This is a genomic window from Streptomyces sp. NPDC012827 (assembly GCF_042900905.1).
Classification (GTDB): domain Bacteria; phylum Actinomycetota; class Actinomycetes; order Streptomycetales; family Streptomycetaceae; genus Streptomyces; species Streptomyces gulbargensis.
Map to the genome: position 1 here is coordinate 370101 of NZ_JBIBBY010000006.1, position 16517 is coordinate 386617.

Sequence of the window (16517 nt, forward strand, 5' to 3'; positions counted from 1 at the left end):
GGGCACACGCGCGTGGGCGGGGCGGTGCGGCGCACTCCGGTGAAGGGGCGCCCGGACGCGGGGGGGGCGCCCGTCGAGGAGGTCCGGGCAGGCCGTTGCGGTTGTCCGGGTGCCCGGCGGTGCGCCGCCCGGGCGGGTGATCTGTTCACGCGCGGTTCGCGCGGGCGCCGCTCCCGGCCGTTAGGCATGGGGCGGCGCGATCATCCGCGCCACCGCCGTCACCCCTTGGAGGTCCCATGTCCGAGTCCGTTCCCGTCCCCTCCCCCGCGCGGCGCCAGGTGCTGCGCGGCTCGCTGGCCGCCTCCGCCGGTCTCGCCCTGGGCGGGACGGGCCTCGCGGCGGCCCCGGCCTTCGCGCTGTCGGGGCGGCCCCGGGCCGGCTGGGGCGTGCAGACGGGTGACGTCACCGCCCACTCCGGACTGGTGTGGGTGCGCGCGGACCGGCCCGCCCGGATGGTCGTGGAGACCTCCGCGACCGACTCGTTCCGCCGCGTACGACGGCACCACGGGCCGCTGCTGGGCGCCGGCACCGACTTCACCGGGACGACGGCCCTGCACGGGCTGCCCGCCGGGGAGCAGATCCACTACCGGGTCGTCCTGGCGGACCCGGACGACCCGCGGCGCACCGGCGAACCGGTGACCGGAACCTTCCGTACGGCTCCGGAGCGGCGCCGGGACGGGGTCCGGTTCCTGTGGTCGGGGGACATCGCGGGGCAGGGCTGGGGCATCAACCCGGAGACGGGCGGCTATCGCGCGTACGAGGAGATGCGCCGGCTCGACCCCGACTTCTTCCTGTGCAGCGGGGACTCGATCTACGCCGACGGGCCGCTCCAGGAGCGGGTGACGCTGCCGGACGGGCGGATCTGGCGCAACGTCATGACGGCGGAGAAGGCGAAGGTCGCCGAGACCCTCGACGAGTACCGGGGCAACTTCCGCTACAACCTCCTCGACCACCACGTCCGGGCCTTCAACGCGCAGGTGCCGTCGGTGGTGCAGTGGGACGACCACGAGGTGCGCAACAACTGGTACCCGGGGCAGATCCTGGACGACGCGCGGTACGGGGAGAAGGACGTGGACGTGCTCGCCGCCCGCGCAGCGCGCGCCTTCGGGGAGTACTTCCCCGGCACGCTGCGGGCGCGCGGCGGTGAGCGCCGGATGTACCGGGTGGTGCGGTACGGGCCGCTGCTCGACGTGTTCGTGCTGGACATGCGCTCGTACCGGAACGCCAACTCCCCCGGCCGGCAGGCGGACGACACCACCGGCATCCTCGGCGCGGAGCAGCTGGCGTGGCTGAAGCGGGAGCTGTCCCGGTCCCGCGCGGTGTGGAAGGTGCTCGCGGCGGACCTGCCGCTGGGGCTGGTCGTGCCGGACGGCGCGGCGAACTTCGAGGCGGTGGCCCAGGGCGATCCGGGGGCGCCGCTGGGCCGGGAGTTGCAGATCGCGGAGCTGCTGCGGTTCGTCAAGCACCGGCGGATCACCGGCACGCTGTGGCTGACGGCGGACGTGCACCACACCTCGGCCCAGCACTACGCGCCGGAGCGGGCGGCGTTCCAGGACTTCGCGCCCTTCTGGGAGTTCGTGTCGGGGCCGCTGGCGGCGGGCGGCTTCCCCGCGAGCCGGCTGGACGGCACCTTCGGTCCGGAGCGGGTGTTCGTGCGGGCGCCGGAGCGGGCGAACGTCTCGCCCATGGAGAGCCCGCAGTACTTCGGTGAGGTCGACATCGACGGTGACAGCGGGGAGCTGACGGTGCGTCTGCGGGCGGAGGGCGGGACGGTGCTGTTCACCACGGTGCTGCAGCCGGGGCGCGTCGGGCAGTAGGCCGTACCCCCGAGCGGTCCGGGGACGCCGGGCGGCGGCTCCGGACGCCTCCCTGCGCGGGGGCAGGGGTCCCCCGCCCCGCGCACGGGGGCGTTGTCAGTGGTGGGGCCTACGTTCTTCCCATGACGCGATCCGTACAGGCGCTCGCCTACGCACGCCCTTCCGCGCTGGAGTCCACGGGCTCCGGGCGGCTGCTCGGTCTGGAGACGGCCGGGGGCCTCACCCCTCGCGGGGCCGAGGCCCATCCCCGGTTCTTCTCCGGCTTCCTGGCCTCCCCGCAGGTCGCCGCGCGCGGCCTGCTCGCCGTCGCCGACGTGGCGGCGGCCCGCTACCACCAACGGACACGGCCCGGTTCGCTGGATCCGGTGGTGACGGGGAACGGGGACCGCCTGCGGTTCGAGTCCTTTTCCGGCTGCGGCGGGGTGTACGCGCGCCTGGACGTGCTCGACGAGGGCCTCGGCGGTGCGGAGACCGGACACGGCACCACCAATGTGGACGTCAACGATCCGCTGCGGGAGGCGCTGTCGCGGATGGCGGGGGACGACCCGCTGCATCTGCGGGTCGGGCCCGAGGAGATGGCGGTGACGACGCTCGGCGGGGCGGTCGTGGAGAAGAAGGTGCCGCTGCCGGACCGCTGGCTGCGGGGCTTCGCCGAGGCGCAGGTGGCGTCGGCGCGGTTCGATCTGCGGGCGGAGCTGACGGGGGCCGAGGCGGTCCGCTTCCTGCGGTCGCTGCCGCGTGCGCGGAGCCGGGGCCGTGCCCCGCTGTGGGTGATCCAGTCGGGCCGGACGCTGCGGCCGACGACCCGGCCGGGGCCGGGCGCGGTCTGTCTGCCGGGTCCCGACCGGCTCGCGGCCCTGGAGCGGGTGCTGCGGCACGCGACGGGGCTGCGGGTGTACGGGCCGGTGCCGGACGGCCTCGCGGCGTCGAGCGCCTGGGAGGTCACGCTTCGGGGGATGCGGTTGACGCTGACGCTGTCGCCGGATCCGGCCCGGGGCTTCTCCGGTGAGGGTGGGGTCCTGGAGGCGCTCGCGACCGAGGAGGCGGCACAGGACGCGGAGCTCGTCGCGGTGCTGCTGGCCTGGGAGCCGAGGATCGATCCGGCCGATCTGGCCGCGCAGGCCGGGCTCACCGTCGAGCGGGTGCGGGCGGCGCTGACGCGGCTCGGCACCGCCGGCCGGGTCGGTTACGACGTGGCGGACGCGGCCTACTTCCACCGTGAGCTGCCGTACGACGCGGACCGGGCCGAGCGGCACAATCCGCGCCTGGTGGCCGCCCGCGGGTTGGTCGCCGAGGGCGCGGTGACGCTCGACGGCGCTCTCGCGACGGTGCTCTCGGGGGAACGGCGCTACCGGGTGCGGCAGGCGGACGGGGTGCTGAGCTGCACCTGCCGGTGGTGGGCGGACCACCGCGGCCGGCGCGGGCCGTGCAAGCACGCGCTCGCGGTACGGATGGCCCGGCGGGGCGCGGTGCTCGTGGAGGCGGGCCGATGACGGGCGCCGGGGTGGGGACGACAAGGGAACGACGGGGGACGGACGGGGACATGGCGGTCGAGAAGCTGGTCGAGGCGGTGCGCGCGGGGCGGGCCGACGAGGTGCCCGCGCTGCTGGAGCCGATGGACGCGGCCGCGCGCAAGGCGGCGCTCGCGCGGCTGAGGGCGCTGCGGTCCGAGGTGCGCGCCTGGGACTGGAAGCGGTGGAACGAGGCGTCCCGGATACGGCGGGCGCTGCACGTGGCGGGGGCGGGCTGCCACACGGGCGCGGCGGCGGCCGCCTCCTGGCTGGGCGGCCGGGACCTGCTCGGCTGGCGCGCGGACGACGCCGGCCTGGTGCTCTCGGTGCTCCGGGACCGTGACCCGGCCTGGCTGGCCGATGTGGCGGGCCGGCTGGCCGCCCGCAGGACGGTGGCCGAGAGCTGTCACGACCTCGTCCACGGGCTCGTCGTGCGCTCGGGCCGTCCGGCGCCCGCCACCGACGGGTACGTCGTCGGCTGGACGCGGAAGATCACCGGTGACCGTCTGCTGGAGCGGTTGCGGGAGGACCCGCAGACCCCTGTCCTCGTGGCGCACGCCATCTCGATGGCCGACGCGCCCGACGCCTTCACCTGGCCCCTGGTCCCGACGGCGGTCACGTGGCCGGCCGCGGTCGCGGCGCTCGTCGCCGACGGCACGCTCGACCGGGCGACCGTCGTGGACCTGGCCGTGTCCCGCCTGCTGCGCGGCGGGCGCCCGCGTGACCTGCGGTTCCCGCTGGAGCTGCTGCGGCTGCTGGCGCCGGACGCGGCGGAGCACCGGGAGCGGGTCGCGGACTGGATCGGGATGACGGCCGACGCGCCCTCGCCGGTGGCCGGTTACGCACAGGAGGTGCTGGCCGGCCTCGCGGCCCAGGGGGCGCTGTCGACCGCCGCACTGGCCGAGATGACGGCCGGGGTGCTGTTCCGTCCCGAGAAGAAGCTGGTGAAGGCCCAGCTGGTGCTGGTCGGGAAGGTGCTGGCGCACGACGCGGAGGCGGCGGGTGAGCTGCTGCCGGTGGTGGCCGAGGGTGCCTTCGGGCACGAGGACACGGCGTTGCAGGAGCGTGCCCTGAAGCTGGTGGGGCGCCATCTGAAGGCGGTGGACGAGGCGGCGCGGCGTGAGCTGGCCGGGGCGGCGTCGCTGCTGAGCCCGGTGCACCGGGAAGCGGCGACCGCGGTGTTCGGTGACGTTCCGGACGGTGCGGAGTTCCCGTACGAGGAGATCCTGCCGCCGGTGCCGGAGCCGCAGCCCCTCGCCGCCCCGGCGGCGACGGTGGAGGAGCTGATGGAGGACCTGCTCGCGCTGCGCAGGTCCGAGGGGCCGATGGAGCTGGAGCGGGCCCTCGACGGTCTGGTGCGGCACGCGCACCGGGACCGGGCGGCGGTGGCCGGGGCGGTGGCGGAGGCGTTCGCGACGGCCTTCTGGCAGGAGTCGCAGTTCGTCGCGCGTGAGGGCTTCGACTACTTCGCGCACACCCCGCACGGGATCCACGTGGTGCTCGCCGCCCTGGTGGGCCAGGTGCGGAAGTCCCGGATCGCGGAGGGCCGGCGGCAGCCGCTGCCGTCCACCTCGTGCGTCCACGCGGCGATGGACGCGGTGCGGGACGCGCGGCTGTGGGAGGCGGCGGACCTGATCGGTACGGGGGCGCTGCCGTTCCTCCTGGCGACGCCGACCCGGCACACGGGCGGGATCGATCCGCTGGTGCTCGTGGAGCGGCTGCGGGCCTACACGGAGGCGGGGGTCGAGCCGGCGCCGGCGGATCTGGCGCAGGCGCTGCTGCGGGTCCGGCGGGACGATCCGTCGGCCGCCCGCGCGGCCGAGGAGGCGGCGGCGCTGGGCGGTACGGCCGGGGAGCGGCTGGCCGGGTGGTTGCGGGCCGAGGCTCCGGTGGCGGCGTCGGTGCGGCTCCACGAGCGGGGTTCGGCGCGGTCCGAGGGGCGGTGGTGGCTGGTGGACCGGATCCTCGTCGCGTTCGAGGAGCGGCCCGTGCTGCGGGAGTTCCCGTCGGCGTTCCGGTGGCTGGGGGGCGGGCTGCTGCCGAACGCCCGCCGCTGCCACCACTCCGGGTGGGCCCCGGCGTACTGGGCCACGCAGCTGCCCGCCGACCGTGAGGTGCTCGCCGCCGCCCTGCTGTCGTCGGTGGCGAACGCGGTGGACGGCGACTCGGCCCGTGGTGTGACGGAGCCGCTGACGCTGCTCTCCGAGGCGGAGGGCCGGGGCGGCCGGGCGGTCCGTCTCGTCCTGGCGTTCGGGCTGGGGTGTGTGGACGCCGACGACCGGCTGCGGGCCGTGGACGCGCTCCTGGTGCTCGCGGCCCGGGGGGAGCTGGACGCCCCGGGGCTCGGCGAGGAGGTGGCGTGGCTGGTCGCGGAGGGCTCGATGAAGCCGAACCGGCTGGCGGACGCGGTGCGGACGGCGGCGGCCACCGGGGCGTACGGGACGGTGTGGGCGGTTCTCGCGGCGGCGCTGCCGGGGCTCCTCGGCGCGGAGAAGCCGGTGCGCGGGCTCGGTGAGGTCCTGGCGGTGGCGGCCGACTGCGCGGAGCGGATCGGGGTCACGGGAGAGGTGCCGGGGCTCGCGGACGCGGCCCGGGCGAAGGGTTCCTCGCAGTTGGTGACGCAGGCCCGGCGGCTGCTGACCACACTGCGCCGAACGACCGATCAGAACCAGACACAAACAGTCTGAATCGGCCGCTAAGCCACCAGATCGGCACTTAACCCGTCAGTCACAGAACGTTCGTGATCACGCAACACCGCTGGGCCACAGTGAGGTCATGACCGACGTCACGTCTTCCAAGAGCGCCCGCCGTCCGCACCACTGGCGGCACGATCTGATCGAGCTGGCCGCGCTGTTCACGGCCGTGGTGGTGGCCGACACGATCGCCAAGACCATCGCCAAGGGGCCGGACGGTCCCTACCTGCTGATCTTCTCCGCGATCGCGCTGCTCGCCACCGCGACCTTCCACACCTGGTGGGCGCGGAGGCACAGTCATGCTCCGCCCGCCGGCCATACCGGCGGGCGGAGCACGCCCGTACCGACGCCGCCCGCACCCGTCGCCGGCGCCCGGCCCGCCGGGGAGACCGTCCTGTGGCGGATGCGGACCACCGTCGACGACACCCCGGGCAGCCTCGCCGCCCTCTGCGGCGCCCTCGCCGGGCTCGGCGTGGACATCCTGACCCTCCAGACCCACCCCCTCACCGACGGGACGGTCGACGAGTTCCTGCTCCGCGCCCCCGCCGGTCTTCCGGCCGGGGAACTCGCCCGGGAGATCGCGGCGGCCGGCGGCCGCGACACCTGGACCGAACGCGCCGACGCCCACGATCTGGTGGACACGCCCACCCGCGTCCTCGGCCTCGCCACCCGTACCGCCCTCGACGCGGCCGAACTGCCGCTCGCGCTGCGCCGGCTCCTCGGCCGCTGCACCCTGCACTCGGTGCCCGCCGTCTCACTGACCGGCCGCCCGACCGGCGAACAGGCCCCGGTCGAAGGGGTGCTCGAGGAGACCGTGATGAAACTGCGGGACCCCAGCGGGGGCACGCTGCTCATCGAGCGCCCGCACCTGCCGTTCACGCCGACCGAGTTCGCCCGGGCCCGCGCCCTGGTCGAGCTCGACGCCCGCCTCGGGCCCCGCGTCCCGCGCAGCCGAGACGTGCTGACGCTGCCCGCGGGCAACGAGATCACGGTCCGCCGCGCCGACCAGCGCGACCTGCGGGCCGCCCGCGCCCTGCACGACCGCTGCTCCGCCCGTACCCTCGCGCTGCGCTACCACGGCCCGGTCGGCGACGCCGACCGGTACCTCGACCACCTGCTGAGCCCCCGCTTCGGCCGGACCCTCGCCGTGCAGACGGCCTCCGGCCGCCTCGTCGCCCTCGGCCACCTGCTGTGGGACGGCGACGAGACGGAGGTCGCCCTCCTCGTCGAGGACGACTGGCAGCGGCGCGGCATCGGCTCCGAACTCCTCGGCCGGCTGGTGGCGATGGCCGAGGAGACCGGATGCGCCAGTGTGTACGCCGTCACGCAGGCGTCCAACACCGGCATGGTGGCCGCGATGCGGGCCCTGAACCTGCCCCTCGACTACCAGATCGAGGAGGGCACCCTGGTGATCACCGCCCGACTGGCCGGGGCACCGCGGCGGACGGAACGTCCGCACGAACAGGCGCAGCAGTCGGAGCACTGAGCGCCTGCGTCAGGTCCCGCCAGAGGTCCTCGACGTCCTCCAGGCCCACCGACATCCGCAGCAGACGGTCGCTGACCCCCGCCGAGCGCCGGTCTCCCTCGGCCACGATCCGGTGGCTGATGGAGGCCGGGTGCTGGATGAGGGTGTCGACGCTGCCGAGACTGACCGCCGGGGTGATCAGCCGCACGCCGGCGATGACGTCCTGCGGCTCCCCGTACACCTCGAAGGCGATCATCGCCCCGCCGATCCGCGGGTAGTGGACACGGGCCACCCGGGGGTCGGTGACGAGCCGCCGGACGAGCTCGGCCGCCGTCGCGGACGCCGCCCTGACGCGTACGGGAAGGGTCGCGAGACCCCGGTGGAGCAGGTATCCGGCGAGCGGGTGCAGCACGCCACCGGTGGCGAAACGGATCTGCCGGAGCGTACGGGCGAACTCCTCGTCGCAGGCGACGACACCGCCCATGACGTCGCCGTGGCCGCCCAGGTACTTGGTCGCGCTGTGCAGCACGAGCCGCGCGCCCTGCTCGACGGGCCGCTGGAGCACCGGGGTGGCGAAGGTGTTGTCGACGAGCAGCGGCACCGAGCCGCAGGCGTGCGCGAGGGCCCGGACGTCGACCTCGGCCAGGGTGGGGTTGGCCGGGGTCTCGACCATCACGAGGCCGGTGTCCGGCCGGATCGCGTCGGCCACGCCGGCCGGGTCGGTCCAGGTCACCTCGGTGCCGAGGAGACCCGTGTCGAGCAGGTGGTCGCTGCACCCGTACAGCGGGCGGACCGCAACCACGTGCCGCAGGCCCTGGCTCGCCCGGGCGAGGAGCACGGCGCTGAGGGCCGCCATGCCGCTGGCGAAGGCCACGGCCGCCTCGGCACCCTCCAGGCGGGCGAGGGCGTCCTCGAAGCGGGAGACGGTGGGGTTGTCGAGCCGGGCGTAGACGGGCGGGCCGTCGGGCCGTGCGCCGGTGGTGGCGAACTCGTCGATGCGGGCGGCCTCGGCCCGGACGTCGTACGAGGGATAGGTGGTCGACAGGTCGATCGGCGGAGCGTGCAGTCCGAGTCCGACGAGGTCGTCGCGGCCGGCGTGCACGGCTTCGGTGGCGAGGGCCCTGGGGGTGACCGAGGGCTCGCGGTCCATGGCGTCCATGGCGGCACTGTGAACGGATACCGGGAAGTAGCGCGAAAAGGCCGTGCTACGTTCGACAGATGGCCGATTCTGTCGTACTGGACGCGGTCGATCTGCACATTCTTCGCCTCTTGCAGAACGACGCCCGGACCACTTACCGCGAGCTCGCCGCCGAGGTGGGCGTCGCACCGTCGACCTGCCTGGACCGGGTGGCCCGGCTCCGCCGCACAGGGGTGGTCCTCGGACACCGCCTACGACTGGATCCGGCCAAACTCGGCCGGGGGCTCGAAGCGCTTCTCCTGGTACAGGTCCGACCCCACCGGCGGGAACTGATCGGGCCGTTCGTCGACCGGATCCGGGCCCTGCCCGAGTCCCTGGCCCTTTTCCACCTCACCGGACCCGACGACTATCTGGTCCACGTGGCCGTCGCGGACCCCGCCGACCTGCAGCGACTCGTCCTGGACGAGTTCACCTCACGGCGCGAGGTGGCCCGGGTCGAGACCCGGCTGATCTTCCAGCAGTGGGAGTGCGGCCCCCTGCTGCCGCCCTCCGCCCGCCCGCCCATGTCAGCCGACTGACGCCGAACGGGGATGACGGGGAAGCGGTGCAGGCCCCAGGATGGCCCCCATGCCAGAGAGTTCCCGCAGCCCGCTGCCCCGCCAGGTCGCCGACGAGTACGTCGACGCCCTCATCGCCCTCGACCCGATCACCGGTACCCACCTGGGAGTGAAGGAGTGCGCCGGGCGCCTCCCGGACTTCTCGCCCGCAGGCCAGGAAGCGGTCGCCGGACTCGCCCGCCGCACCCTCGCCCTCCTCGAAGAGGCCGAGCTCCGGCCGGGCGCGGAGAGCGACGCCGAGCGGCGCTGTGCCCGCCTGCTGCGGGAGCGGCTGACGGCGGGGCTCGCCGTCCACGAGGCCGGAGAGGGACTCCGCGCGGTCAGCAACATGCGTTCGCCCGCACACAGCGTGCGGCTCGTCTTCACGGTCATGCCGACGGAGACCGAGGACGACTGGCGGGCGGTCGCCACGCGGCTGCGCGCCGTCCCCGACGCCCTGGAGGGCTATCGCGTCTCCCTGGCGCTGGGCCTGGAGCGGAAGTTGTTCGCCGGCCCGCGTCCCACCGCCACCTTCGTCGGCCAGCTGACGGAGTGGGCCGGCGGGGACGGCGGGCGCGGCTGGTTCGAGGAGTTCGCCGCCGCCGGGCCGGTGACGCTGCCCGAGGCGCTCCGCGCCGAGCTCGCCGAGGCGGGCCGGGGGGCGAACGCGGCGGTGGCCGCCCTGCGGGACTGGATGCGGGACGTGTACGCGCCGGCCGTCGCCCATGCCCCGGACACCGTGGGCCGCGAGCGCTACCAGCGCTGGACGCGCTACTTCAACGGCACCGACCTGGACCTCGACCAGGCGTACGCGTACGGCTGGTCCGAGTACCACCGGCTGCTCGGCGAGATGCGGACCGAGGCCGACCGGATCCTGCCCGGCTCCGACCCGTGGGAGGCGCTCGCGCACCTCGACGAGCACGGCACCCACATCGAGGGCGTCGAGGAGGTCCGTGTCTGGCTCCAGCGGCTCATGGACGAGGCGATCGAGGCGCTCGACGGCACGCACTTCGAACTGGCCGAGCGCGTACGGAAGGTGGAGTCGCGCATCGCCCCGCCGGGCGGCGCCGCCGCCCCGTACTACACCGGTCCGTCCGAGGACTTCTCTCGCCCCGGCCGCACCTGGCTGCCGGTGGACGGCCAGACCCGCTTCCCGGTCTACGACCTGGTGTCGACCTGGTACCACGAGGGCGTGCCCGGTCATCACCTCCAGATCGCGCAGTGGGCGCACGTCGCCGACCGGCTCTCGCGCTACCAGGCGACGGTCGGCGGGGTCAGCGCCAACGCGGAGGGCTGGGCGCTGTACGCCGAGCGGCTGATGGACGAGCTCGGTTTCCTGCCGGACGCCGAGCGGCGCCTCGGTTATCTCGACGCGCAGATGATGCGGGCCTGCCGGGTCATCGTGGACATCGGCATGCACCTGGAGCTGGAGATCCCGGCGGACTCCCCGTTCCACCCCGGCGAGCGGTGGACGCCGGAGCTGGCGCAGGAGTTCTTCCAGCGGCACAGCAGCCGGCCGCCGGCCTTCGTGGAGAGCGAGATGACCCGCTATCTGTCGGTTCCGGGGCAGGCGATCGGCTACAAGCTGGGCGAGCGGGCCTGGCTCCTCGGCCGCGAGAACGCGCGGGCGGCGCACGGCGACGCCTTCGACGCCAAGGCCTGGCACATGGCGGCCCTCTCGCAGGGGCCCCTCGGCCTGGACGACCTGGTCGAGGAGATCTCCCGGCTCTGACCCCCGGCGTCGTCCCCGTCTCCCCAGGTGAGAATCCCCGGCCGGTCCCTTGATCCGCCGGGGATCGCCCTGTTGTCTTCGTCCGTGACCCAGTACGTTCCCGACGCCACCGACTGGCGCATCCTCGAGGCCCTCCAGTCCCAGGGCCGGGCCAGCTTCGCCGAGCTCGCCCGCGCCGTCTCCATGTCGCCGTCCGCCGTGACCGAGCGGGTGCGGCGCCTGGAGGAGGCCGGCGTGATCGCCGGCTACACGGCGGTGGTGGACCAGGAACGGCTCGGCCTGCCGATCCTCGCCTTCGCCCGGCTGCGCTATCCGCACGGCAACTACAAGCCCTTCCACGACCTGATCGAGGCCACGCCCGAGGTCCTGGAGGCACACCACGTGACCGGCGACGACTGCTTCGTCCTGAAGGTCGCCGCCCGCTCCATGCGGCACCTGGAGGAGATCACCGGAAAGATCGCCGGGCTCGGTTCGGTGACCACGAGCGTGGTGTACTCCTCGCCCCTCCCCCGGCGCCCGATCGGCCGCTGACGGGCTGCCCCGGGCGGGGCGGGGACGTCCTCAGCCCCCGAGGGCCTCGCCGTCCGTGCGCAGGCGCACCGAGGAGCCGCGGCGGCCCTTGACGACCTCCAGCTGGGCGGGGACGCGCCGCCTCAGGTCGGCGACGTGGCTGACGATGCCGACGCTGCGGTCCCGCTCGCGCAGGGAGTCCAGGACGTCGAGCACCTCGTCGAGCGTCTGGTCGTCGAGGCTGCCGAAGCCCTCGTCGATGAAGAGCGTGTCGAGCCGGACGCCGCCGGCCTCCTCGGTCACCACGTCCGCGAGGCCGAGGGCGAGCGCGAGGGAGGCGAAGAAGGTCTCCCCGCCGGAGAGGGTGGCGGTGTCACGTTCGTTGCCGGTCCAGGCGTCCACGACGTGCAGGCCGAGGCCGGCCCGTCTGCCGCCGGAGCGGGCGTCGGAGTGGACCAGGGTGTAGCGCCCGGAGGACATGCGCAGGAGCCGGGCGGTCGCGGCGGCGGCGACCTGCTCGAGCCGGGCGGCGAGCACGTACGACTCCAGGCGCATCCGGCGCTCGTTCTCGGCGGAGGTGCCGGCGGTGAGGGCGGCGAGCCGGGCCACCCGGTCGTGTTCCGCGCGGAGCGGCCCGAGGCGGCGGACCTCGGTCTCGGCCTGCCGGGAGAGCGTGGCGAGGTCCCGGGCCCGCTCGCGGGCGGCGGCCAGCGCCGACGCCGCGTCGCGCAGGGCGCGTTCGGCCGTGCTGTGGGCGGCGGCCGCGGTCTCCGGGTCGGCGGGCGGGCACGCGGCGGCGGCCCGGGTGGCGGGCTCGGCGAGCCGGTCGGCGACGGCGGCGGCCTCGGCCTGCCAGGCGTCGACGCGGTGCTGGAGCGCGCGCCGTTCGGTGTCGTCGAGGAGCGCGGCGGCGGCCTCGTCGGGGGTGGCGAAGCCGGCGCGGTAGGCGGCGTCGGCGAGCCGGTCGTCGGCCTCCTTGAGCCGCTGGGCGGCGAGTTCGGCCTCCCGTACGGCTCCGGCGGCGCCGACGAGGGTGGCGATGCGCCGCTCCAGACGGGTGGCGTGTTCGGCCACGGTGGCGAACTCGCCGCGACCCCGGGCGAGTTCCTCGTCGAGCGCGGCCCGCTCGCGGTCCAGGGCCTCGCGCCGTGAGGTCCGGGCGGCCACCCGACGCTCCGCCTCCCGCTGCGCGGCGACCCGTTCCTCGTACTCCCGCCCGGCGCGCGCGAGCGCCTCGCGGGCGGGGTGCGCCTGCGCGGCGAGCGCGTGCGCCCCGGCGTGCTCCCGCTCCAGTCCGGCCACGGCGTCGGCGAGCACGGTGACGGCCGGTTCGGCGGCCGGGTCCTCCTCGGTGGCCGCGGTGGCCGGTGCCGGGGACAGGACCTCGGTGCGGGCCGCGGACCAGGACTCGCGGGTGACGGCGAGGTCGCGTTCGGCGGCGGTCCGGGTCTCCTCGGCGCGGGTGTAGGCCGCGTAGGCGGCCTCCTCGGTGGCCCGGTCGACGTGGTCGGCGGTCGCGCGGGCGGGGGCCGGATGGTCGGCGGAGCCGCAGACCTGGCAGGGGGCGCCCGGGGCGAGGGAGGCCGCGAGTTCGGCGGCGATGCCCCGCAGCCGGCGGGACTTGACGTCGAGCCACTCCTCGTGGGCGGTGTTGCGACGCTCGCGGGCCGCGGCGAGCCGCTCCTCGGCCGCCCGGACGTCCCCGGCGAGCGCGTCCCGGCGGCGGGCCGCGGCGAGCCGCCGGCGGGCGGGTTCCAGGCGGCCCGCGAGGTGCTCGGCGCGGGCCGCGGCCTCCTGCGCCGCCTCCACCCGGGCGGCGAGCGCGGCCCGGCGCGGCTCCCAGTCCGCGAGCCAGCCGGCCGCGTCCTCCAGGGCGTCCTCGTCGGCGCGCGCCTCCCGGTCCAGTACGGACCGTTCCTCGGCGAGCAGGGCGGCGCGCCGCTCCGCGCGCCGGGCGGAGTCGAGCGCCCCGAGCTCTCCCCGCAGCCGGTGTTCGAGCGCGGAGAGCTGTTCGGCGCTCGCGTCGGCGAGCCGCTCGGGCAGGACGGCGAGAGCGCCCTCACGGGCCCGGACGGCGGCGGTGTGGGCGCGTTCGGCGTCGCGCCGCAGGCCCAGCGCGGGCGCCACCCGGTCGGCCTTGAGGGACCGGTCGAGGGTTTCCTGGTCGCGGTCCCGTTCGGGGGCCCGGGCGGTGAGCCGCTCGCGCCGCAGGAGCGCCTCGGCGTGCCGGGCCTGGCGCTCGGCGAGGTCCCGTTCGGCGTCGAGGGCGGCACGGGCGGCGGCCTGCCGGTCCTCGGCAGCGGCGAGGCGTACGGAGGCGCGGTCGACGGCCTCCCGGGCCTCGGTGCGGGCGACGGCCGCCCAGGTGAGGACGGCGTCGGTGAGGCCGGGGTCGCCGGGCCTGCCCTCCACGGGGCTGCGGGCGGCTCCGAGGCCCCCGGCGGCCTGCGCCATGCGCTCGGCGAGGGCGAGGAGCCGCCGGTCGCCCTCCTCCACCTGCCGCTGGGCGGCGAGGCGCAGTTCGGCGAGGCGGTCCTCGACGGCGGCGAAGCGGCGGGTGTCGAAGAGGCGTCCGAGGAGCTTGCCGCGGGCCTCGGCGTCGGCGCGCAGGAAGCGGGCGAAGTCCCCCTGCGGGAGGAGGACGACCTGGCAGAACTGGTCGCGGCTCATGCCGAGGAGCTGGGTGATCTCCTCGCCGATCTCCTGGTGGGACCTGCTGAGTCCGGTCCACACGCCGGTGGCGGGGTCGCGTTCGCGCAGCCAGGTCTGCGCCTTCTCGGTGGTGAGGCCGCCGCCGCGCTTCTTGGGCCGCTGCTGGGCGGGGCGGCGGGTGATCTCCAGGCGCCGCTCCCCCACGGTCAGTTCGAGGAGGACCTCGGTGGACGTGCCGACGGGCGCGTGGTCGCTGCGCAGGGAGCCGCCGGGCGTCTGGCGGGCGCCGGGGACGCTGCCGTACAGGGCGAAGCAGACCGCGTCGAGGACGGAGGTCTTGCCGGCGCCGGTGGGTCCGTGGAGGAGGAAGAGGCCGGCCGAGGACAGGGCGTCGAAGTCGACTGTCTGGGTGGTGGCGAAGGGGCCGAACGCGGTGATCTCCAGGCGGTGCAGTCTCACCGTCCCACCTCGCGTTCGGCGGTGTCGACGCGTACGTCGTCGAAGGCCCCGTGGAGGATCGCGCGTTCCGCCCCGTCGAGTCCGGCTCCGCCGCGCACGTGGGCCACGAAGTCCTCCGCGATCTGCTGGTCGGTGCGGTCGCGCAGTCGGCGGGCGTAGGAGGCGTGCGGGTCGCCCGCGGTCCGCTCGGGGTCGAAGACCAGGTTCAGGGTGTGCGGGAAGCGTGCGGTGAGGCGGGCCATGGGTTCGGCGGGCCGTACGGGGTCGGTGAGGGTGGCCTCGACCCAGGAGTCCTCGTGGCGGGCGTGGGCGGGGTCGGCGAGGAGGTCCTCCAGGCGGCCCCGGAGGCGGGCGAGGGGGCGGGGGACGGGGCAGTCGACGCGTTCGGCCGCCTCGACGGCGCCGTCGGCGCCGAGGTCGATCAGCCACATGGTCTTGCGGTGGTCGGCCTCGGAGAAGGAGTAGGCGAGCGGGGAGCCGGAGTAGCGCACCCGGGGGGTGAGGGTCTGGCTGCCGTGGAGGTGGCCGAGGGCGACGTAGTCGACCCCGTCGAAGACGGTGGCGGGCACGGCACAGACGCCGCCGACGGTGATGTCGCGTTCGCTGTCGCTGGCGGCGCCGCCGGCGACGAAGGCGTGGGCGAGGACGATCGAGCGGGTGCCGGGGGGCCGGCCGGCGAGGTCGGCGCGGACCCGGTCCATGGCGGCGGTGAGCACGGCCTCGTGGCCGGTCCGCTCGGCGCCCAGCTCGGCCCGGACGAGCGCCGGTTCGAGGTAGGGCAGGCCGTAGAGGGCCACGTCGCCGTGGCCGTCGCGGAGGACGACGGGGCTGCCGATGCCGGCGGGGTCGGTACGGAGGTGGATGCCGGCGCGTTCGATGAGCCGGGCGCCGACGCCGAGGCGGCGGGCCGAGTCGTGGTTGCCGGAGATCATGACGGTGGGCACCCCGGCCTCGGCGAGGCGGTGCAGGGCGCTGTCGAAGAGGGCGACGGCGGGCAGCGGGGGGACGGCCCGGTCGTAGACGTCCCCGGCGACGAGGACGGCGTCGACCTCGCGCGCGTGGACCGTGTCCACGAGGTGGTCGAGGAAGGCGGCCTGGGCGTCGAGCAGGCCGACGCGGTGGAAGGACCGGCCGAGGTGCCAGTCCGAGGTGTGCAGGAACCTCACGATGCCGTCCCACCCCGCATGTGCCCGTGCTCCTCGCCCCTGATTCCCGTCGTGTGCGGCCTCCACGCTAACCCGGCGGGAGGCGTGGCCGTGCCGGGTCCGGTGTTCCCCCGGCCCCGGCCTCCGCTCAGGCGTCCCCGTACGCCTCGCCGCCGAGCGCGAAGCCGGCCGTGCCGGCGGTGGCGTCGGCGAGCCAGGCGCGGAAGGCGGGGACGTCGGCGTCGGGGAGGCCGATCTCCAGGGTGACGGCGTCGGCGTACCGGACGTCGCGGACGGCGCGGCCGGTGGCCCGCAGGTCGTTCTCCAGTTTCCCGGCGCGCTGGTGGTCGACGGTGACGGTGGCGAGCCGGAAGCGCTGCCGGGTGATCGTGCCGAGCGCGTCGAGGGCCTCGCCGACGACGCCGCCGTACGCGCGGATGAGCCCGCCGGCGCCGAGCTTCACGCCGCCGTAGTAGCGGGTGACGACGGCGGCGACGTACCGCATCTCGCGGCGCAGCAGCATCTGGAGCATGGGGACGCCGGCGGTGCCGCCCGGTTCGCCGTCGTCGCTGGCCTTCTGGACGGAGGCGTCGGCGCCGAGGACGTAGGCGAAGCAGTTGTGGGTGGCGGTCGGGTGCTCCCTGCGGATCCGCGCCACGAACTCCTGCGCCTCCCGCTCGTCGGCGACGGGCGCGAGCGCGCAGAGGAAGCGCGAGCGGTTGATCTCGGTCTCGTGGACGCCTTCACGGGCGAGGGTGCGGTACTGCTCCTGCATCCGGCCAGCCTACGTTCCCTCCGC

At 75.6% G+C, this 16517-nt stretch carries 11 protein-coding genes; 7 read left to right on the forward strand and 4 right to left on the reverse strand.

Annotated elements, in window-relative coordinates; translation table 11 throughout:
- Positions 1-236: 236 nt before the first annotated feature.
- From ACFY60_RS16310 to ACFY60_RS16325, 4 genes are all read left to right on the forward strand, one after another.
- The gene (locus ACFY60_RS16310) at positions 237-1817 is read left to right on the forward strand and encodes an alkaline phosphatase D family protein (protein WP_388614491.1); all 1581 of its coding nucleotides are present in this window, start codon (positions 237-239) and stop codon (positions 1815-1817) included.
- 122 nt (positions 1818-1939) lie between these two features.
- Complete coding sequence (locus ACFY60_RS16315) at positions 1940-3310, forward strand: SWIM zinc finger family protein (RefSeq protein WP_388614493.1); 1371 nt, start codon at positions 1940-1942, stop codon at positions 3308-3310.
- A gap of 50 nt (positions 3311-3360) precedes the next feature.
- Positions 3361-6015, forward strand: coding sequence for a DUF6493 family protein (locus ACFY60_RS16320; RefSeq protein ID WP_388614496.1), 2655 nt, complete (start codon positions 3361-3363; stop codon positions 6013-6015).
- An 88-nt stretch (positions 6016-6103) separates the two neighbouring features.
- Complete coding sequence (locus ACFY60_RS16325; RefSeq protein WP_388614499.1) at positions 6104-7507, forward strand: GNAT family N-acetyltransferase; 1404 nt, start codon at positions 6104-6106, stop codon at positions 7505-7507.
- On the opposite strand, the gene ACFY60_RS16330 is transcribed toward ACFY60_RS16325, so the two are convergent.
- Positions 7434-8645 carry a trans-sulfuration enzyme family protein gene (locus tag ACFY60_RS16330; protein ID WP_388614501.1) on the reverse strand — a complete coding sequence of 404 codons (1212 nt, stop codon included), beginning with the start codon at positions 8643-8645 and terminating at the stop codon, positions 7434-7436. The two genes, ACFY60_RS16325 and ACFY60_RS16330, sit on opposite strands and share 74 nt — an antisense overlap.
- A gap of 59 nt (positions 8646-8704) precedes the next feature.
- On the opposite strand from ACFY60_RS16330, the gene ACFY60_RS16335 reads away from it, so the two are divergent.
- The 3 genes from ACFY60_RS16335 to ACFY60_RS16345 all read left to right on the forward strand — a co-directional run bounded on the left by ACFY60_RS16335 (position 8705) and on the right by ACFY60_RS16345 (position 11483).
- On the forward strand, positions 8705-9202 hold the full coding sequence (locus ACFY60_RS16335) for an Lrp/AsnC family transcriptional regulator (RefSeq protein ID WP_388614503.1): 498 nt from the start codon (positions 8705-8707) through the stop codon (positions 9200-9202).
- Between the two features lie 40 nt (positions 9203-9242).
- Positions 9243-10952 carry a DUF885 domain-containing protein gene (locus tag ACFY60_RS16340; RefSeq protein WP_388614506.1) on the forward strand — a complete coding sequence of 570 codons (1710 nt, stop codon included), beginning with the start codon at positions 9243-9245 and terminating at the stop codon, positions 10950-10952.
- Positions 10953-11036: 84 nt separating this feature from the next.
- Positions 11037-11483 carry an Lrp/AsnC family transcriptional regulator gene (locus ACFY60_RS16345; RefSeq protein WP_388614508.1) on the forward strand — a complete coding sequence of 149 codons (447 nt, stop codon included), beginning with the start codon at positions 11037-11039 and terminating at the stop codon, positions 11481-11483.
- Positions 11484-11513: 30 nt separating this feature from the next.
- Here the strand turns inward: ACFY60_RS16345 and ACFY60_RS16350 are convergent, their stop codons facing one another.
- The 3 genes from ACFY60_RS16350 to ACFY60_RS16360 form a co-directional block, all read right to left on the reverse strand.
- Positions 11514-14573 (reverse strand): AAA family ATPase, encoded by a 3060-nt coding sequence (locus ACFY60_RS16350; protein ID WP_388614509.1) that lies wholly within the window; start codon positions 14571-14573, stop codon positions 11514-11516.
- Positions 14570-15739, reverse strand: coding sequence for an exonuclease SbcCD subunit D (locus ACFY60_RS16355; RefSeq protein ID WP_388614512.1), 1170 nt, complete (start codon positions 15737-15739; stop codon positions 14570-14572). The genes ACFY60_RS16350 and ACFY60_RS16355 overlap by 4 nt, the downstream gene beginning before the upstream one ends.
- A gap of 127 nt (positions 15740-15866) precedes the next feature.
- Entirely contained in the window at positions 15867-16493 is a 627-nt protein-coding gene (locus tag ACFY60_RS16360) for a YigZ family protein (protein ID WP_388614515.1), read from the reverse strand.
- Between the last annotated feature and the right edge of the window lie 24 nt (positions 16494-16517).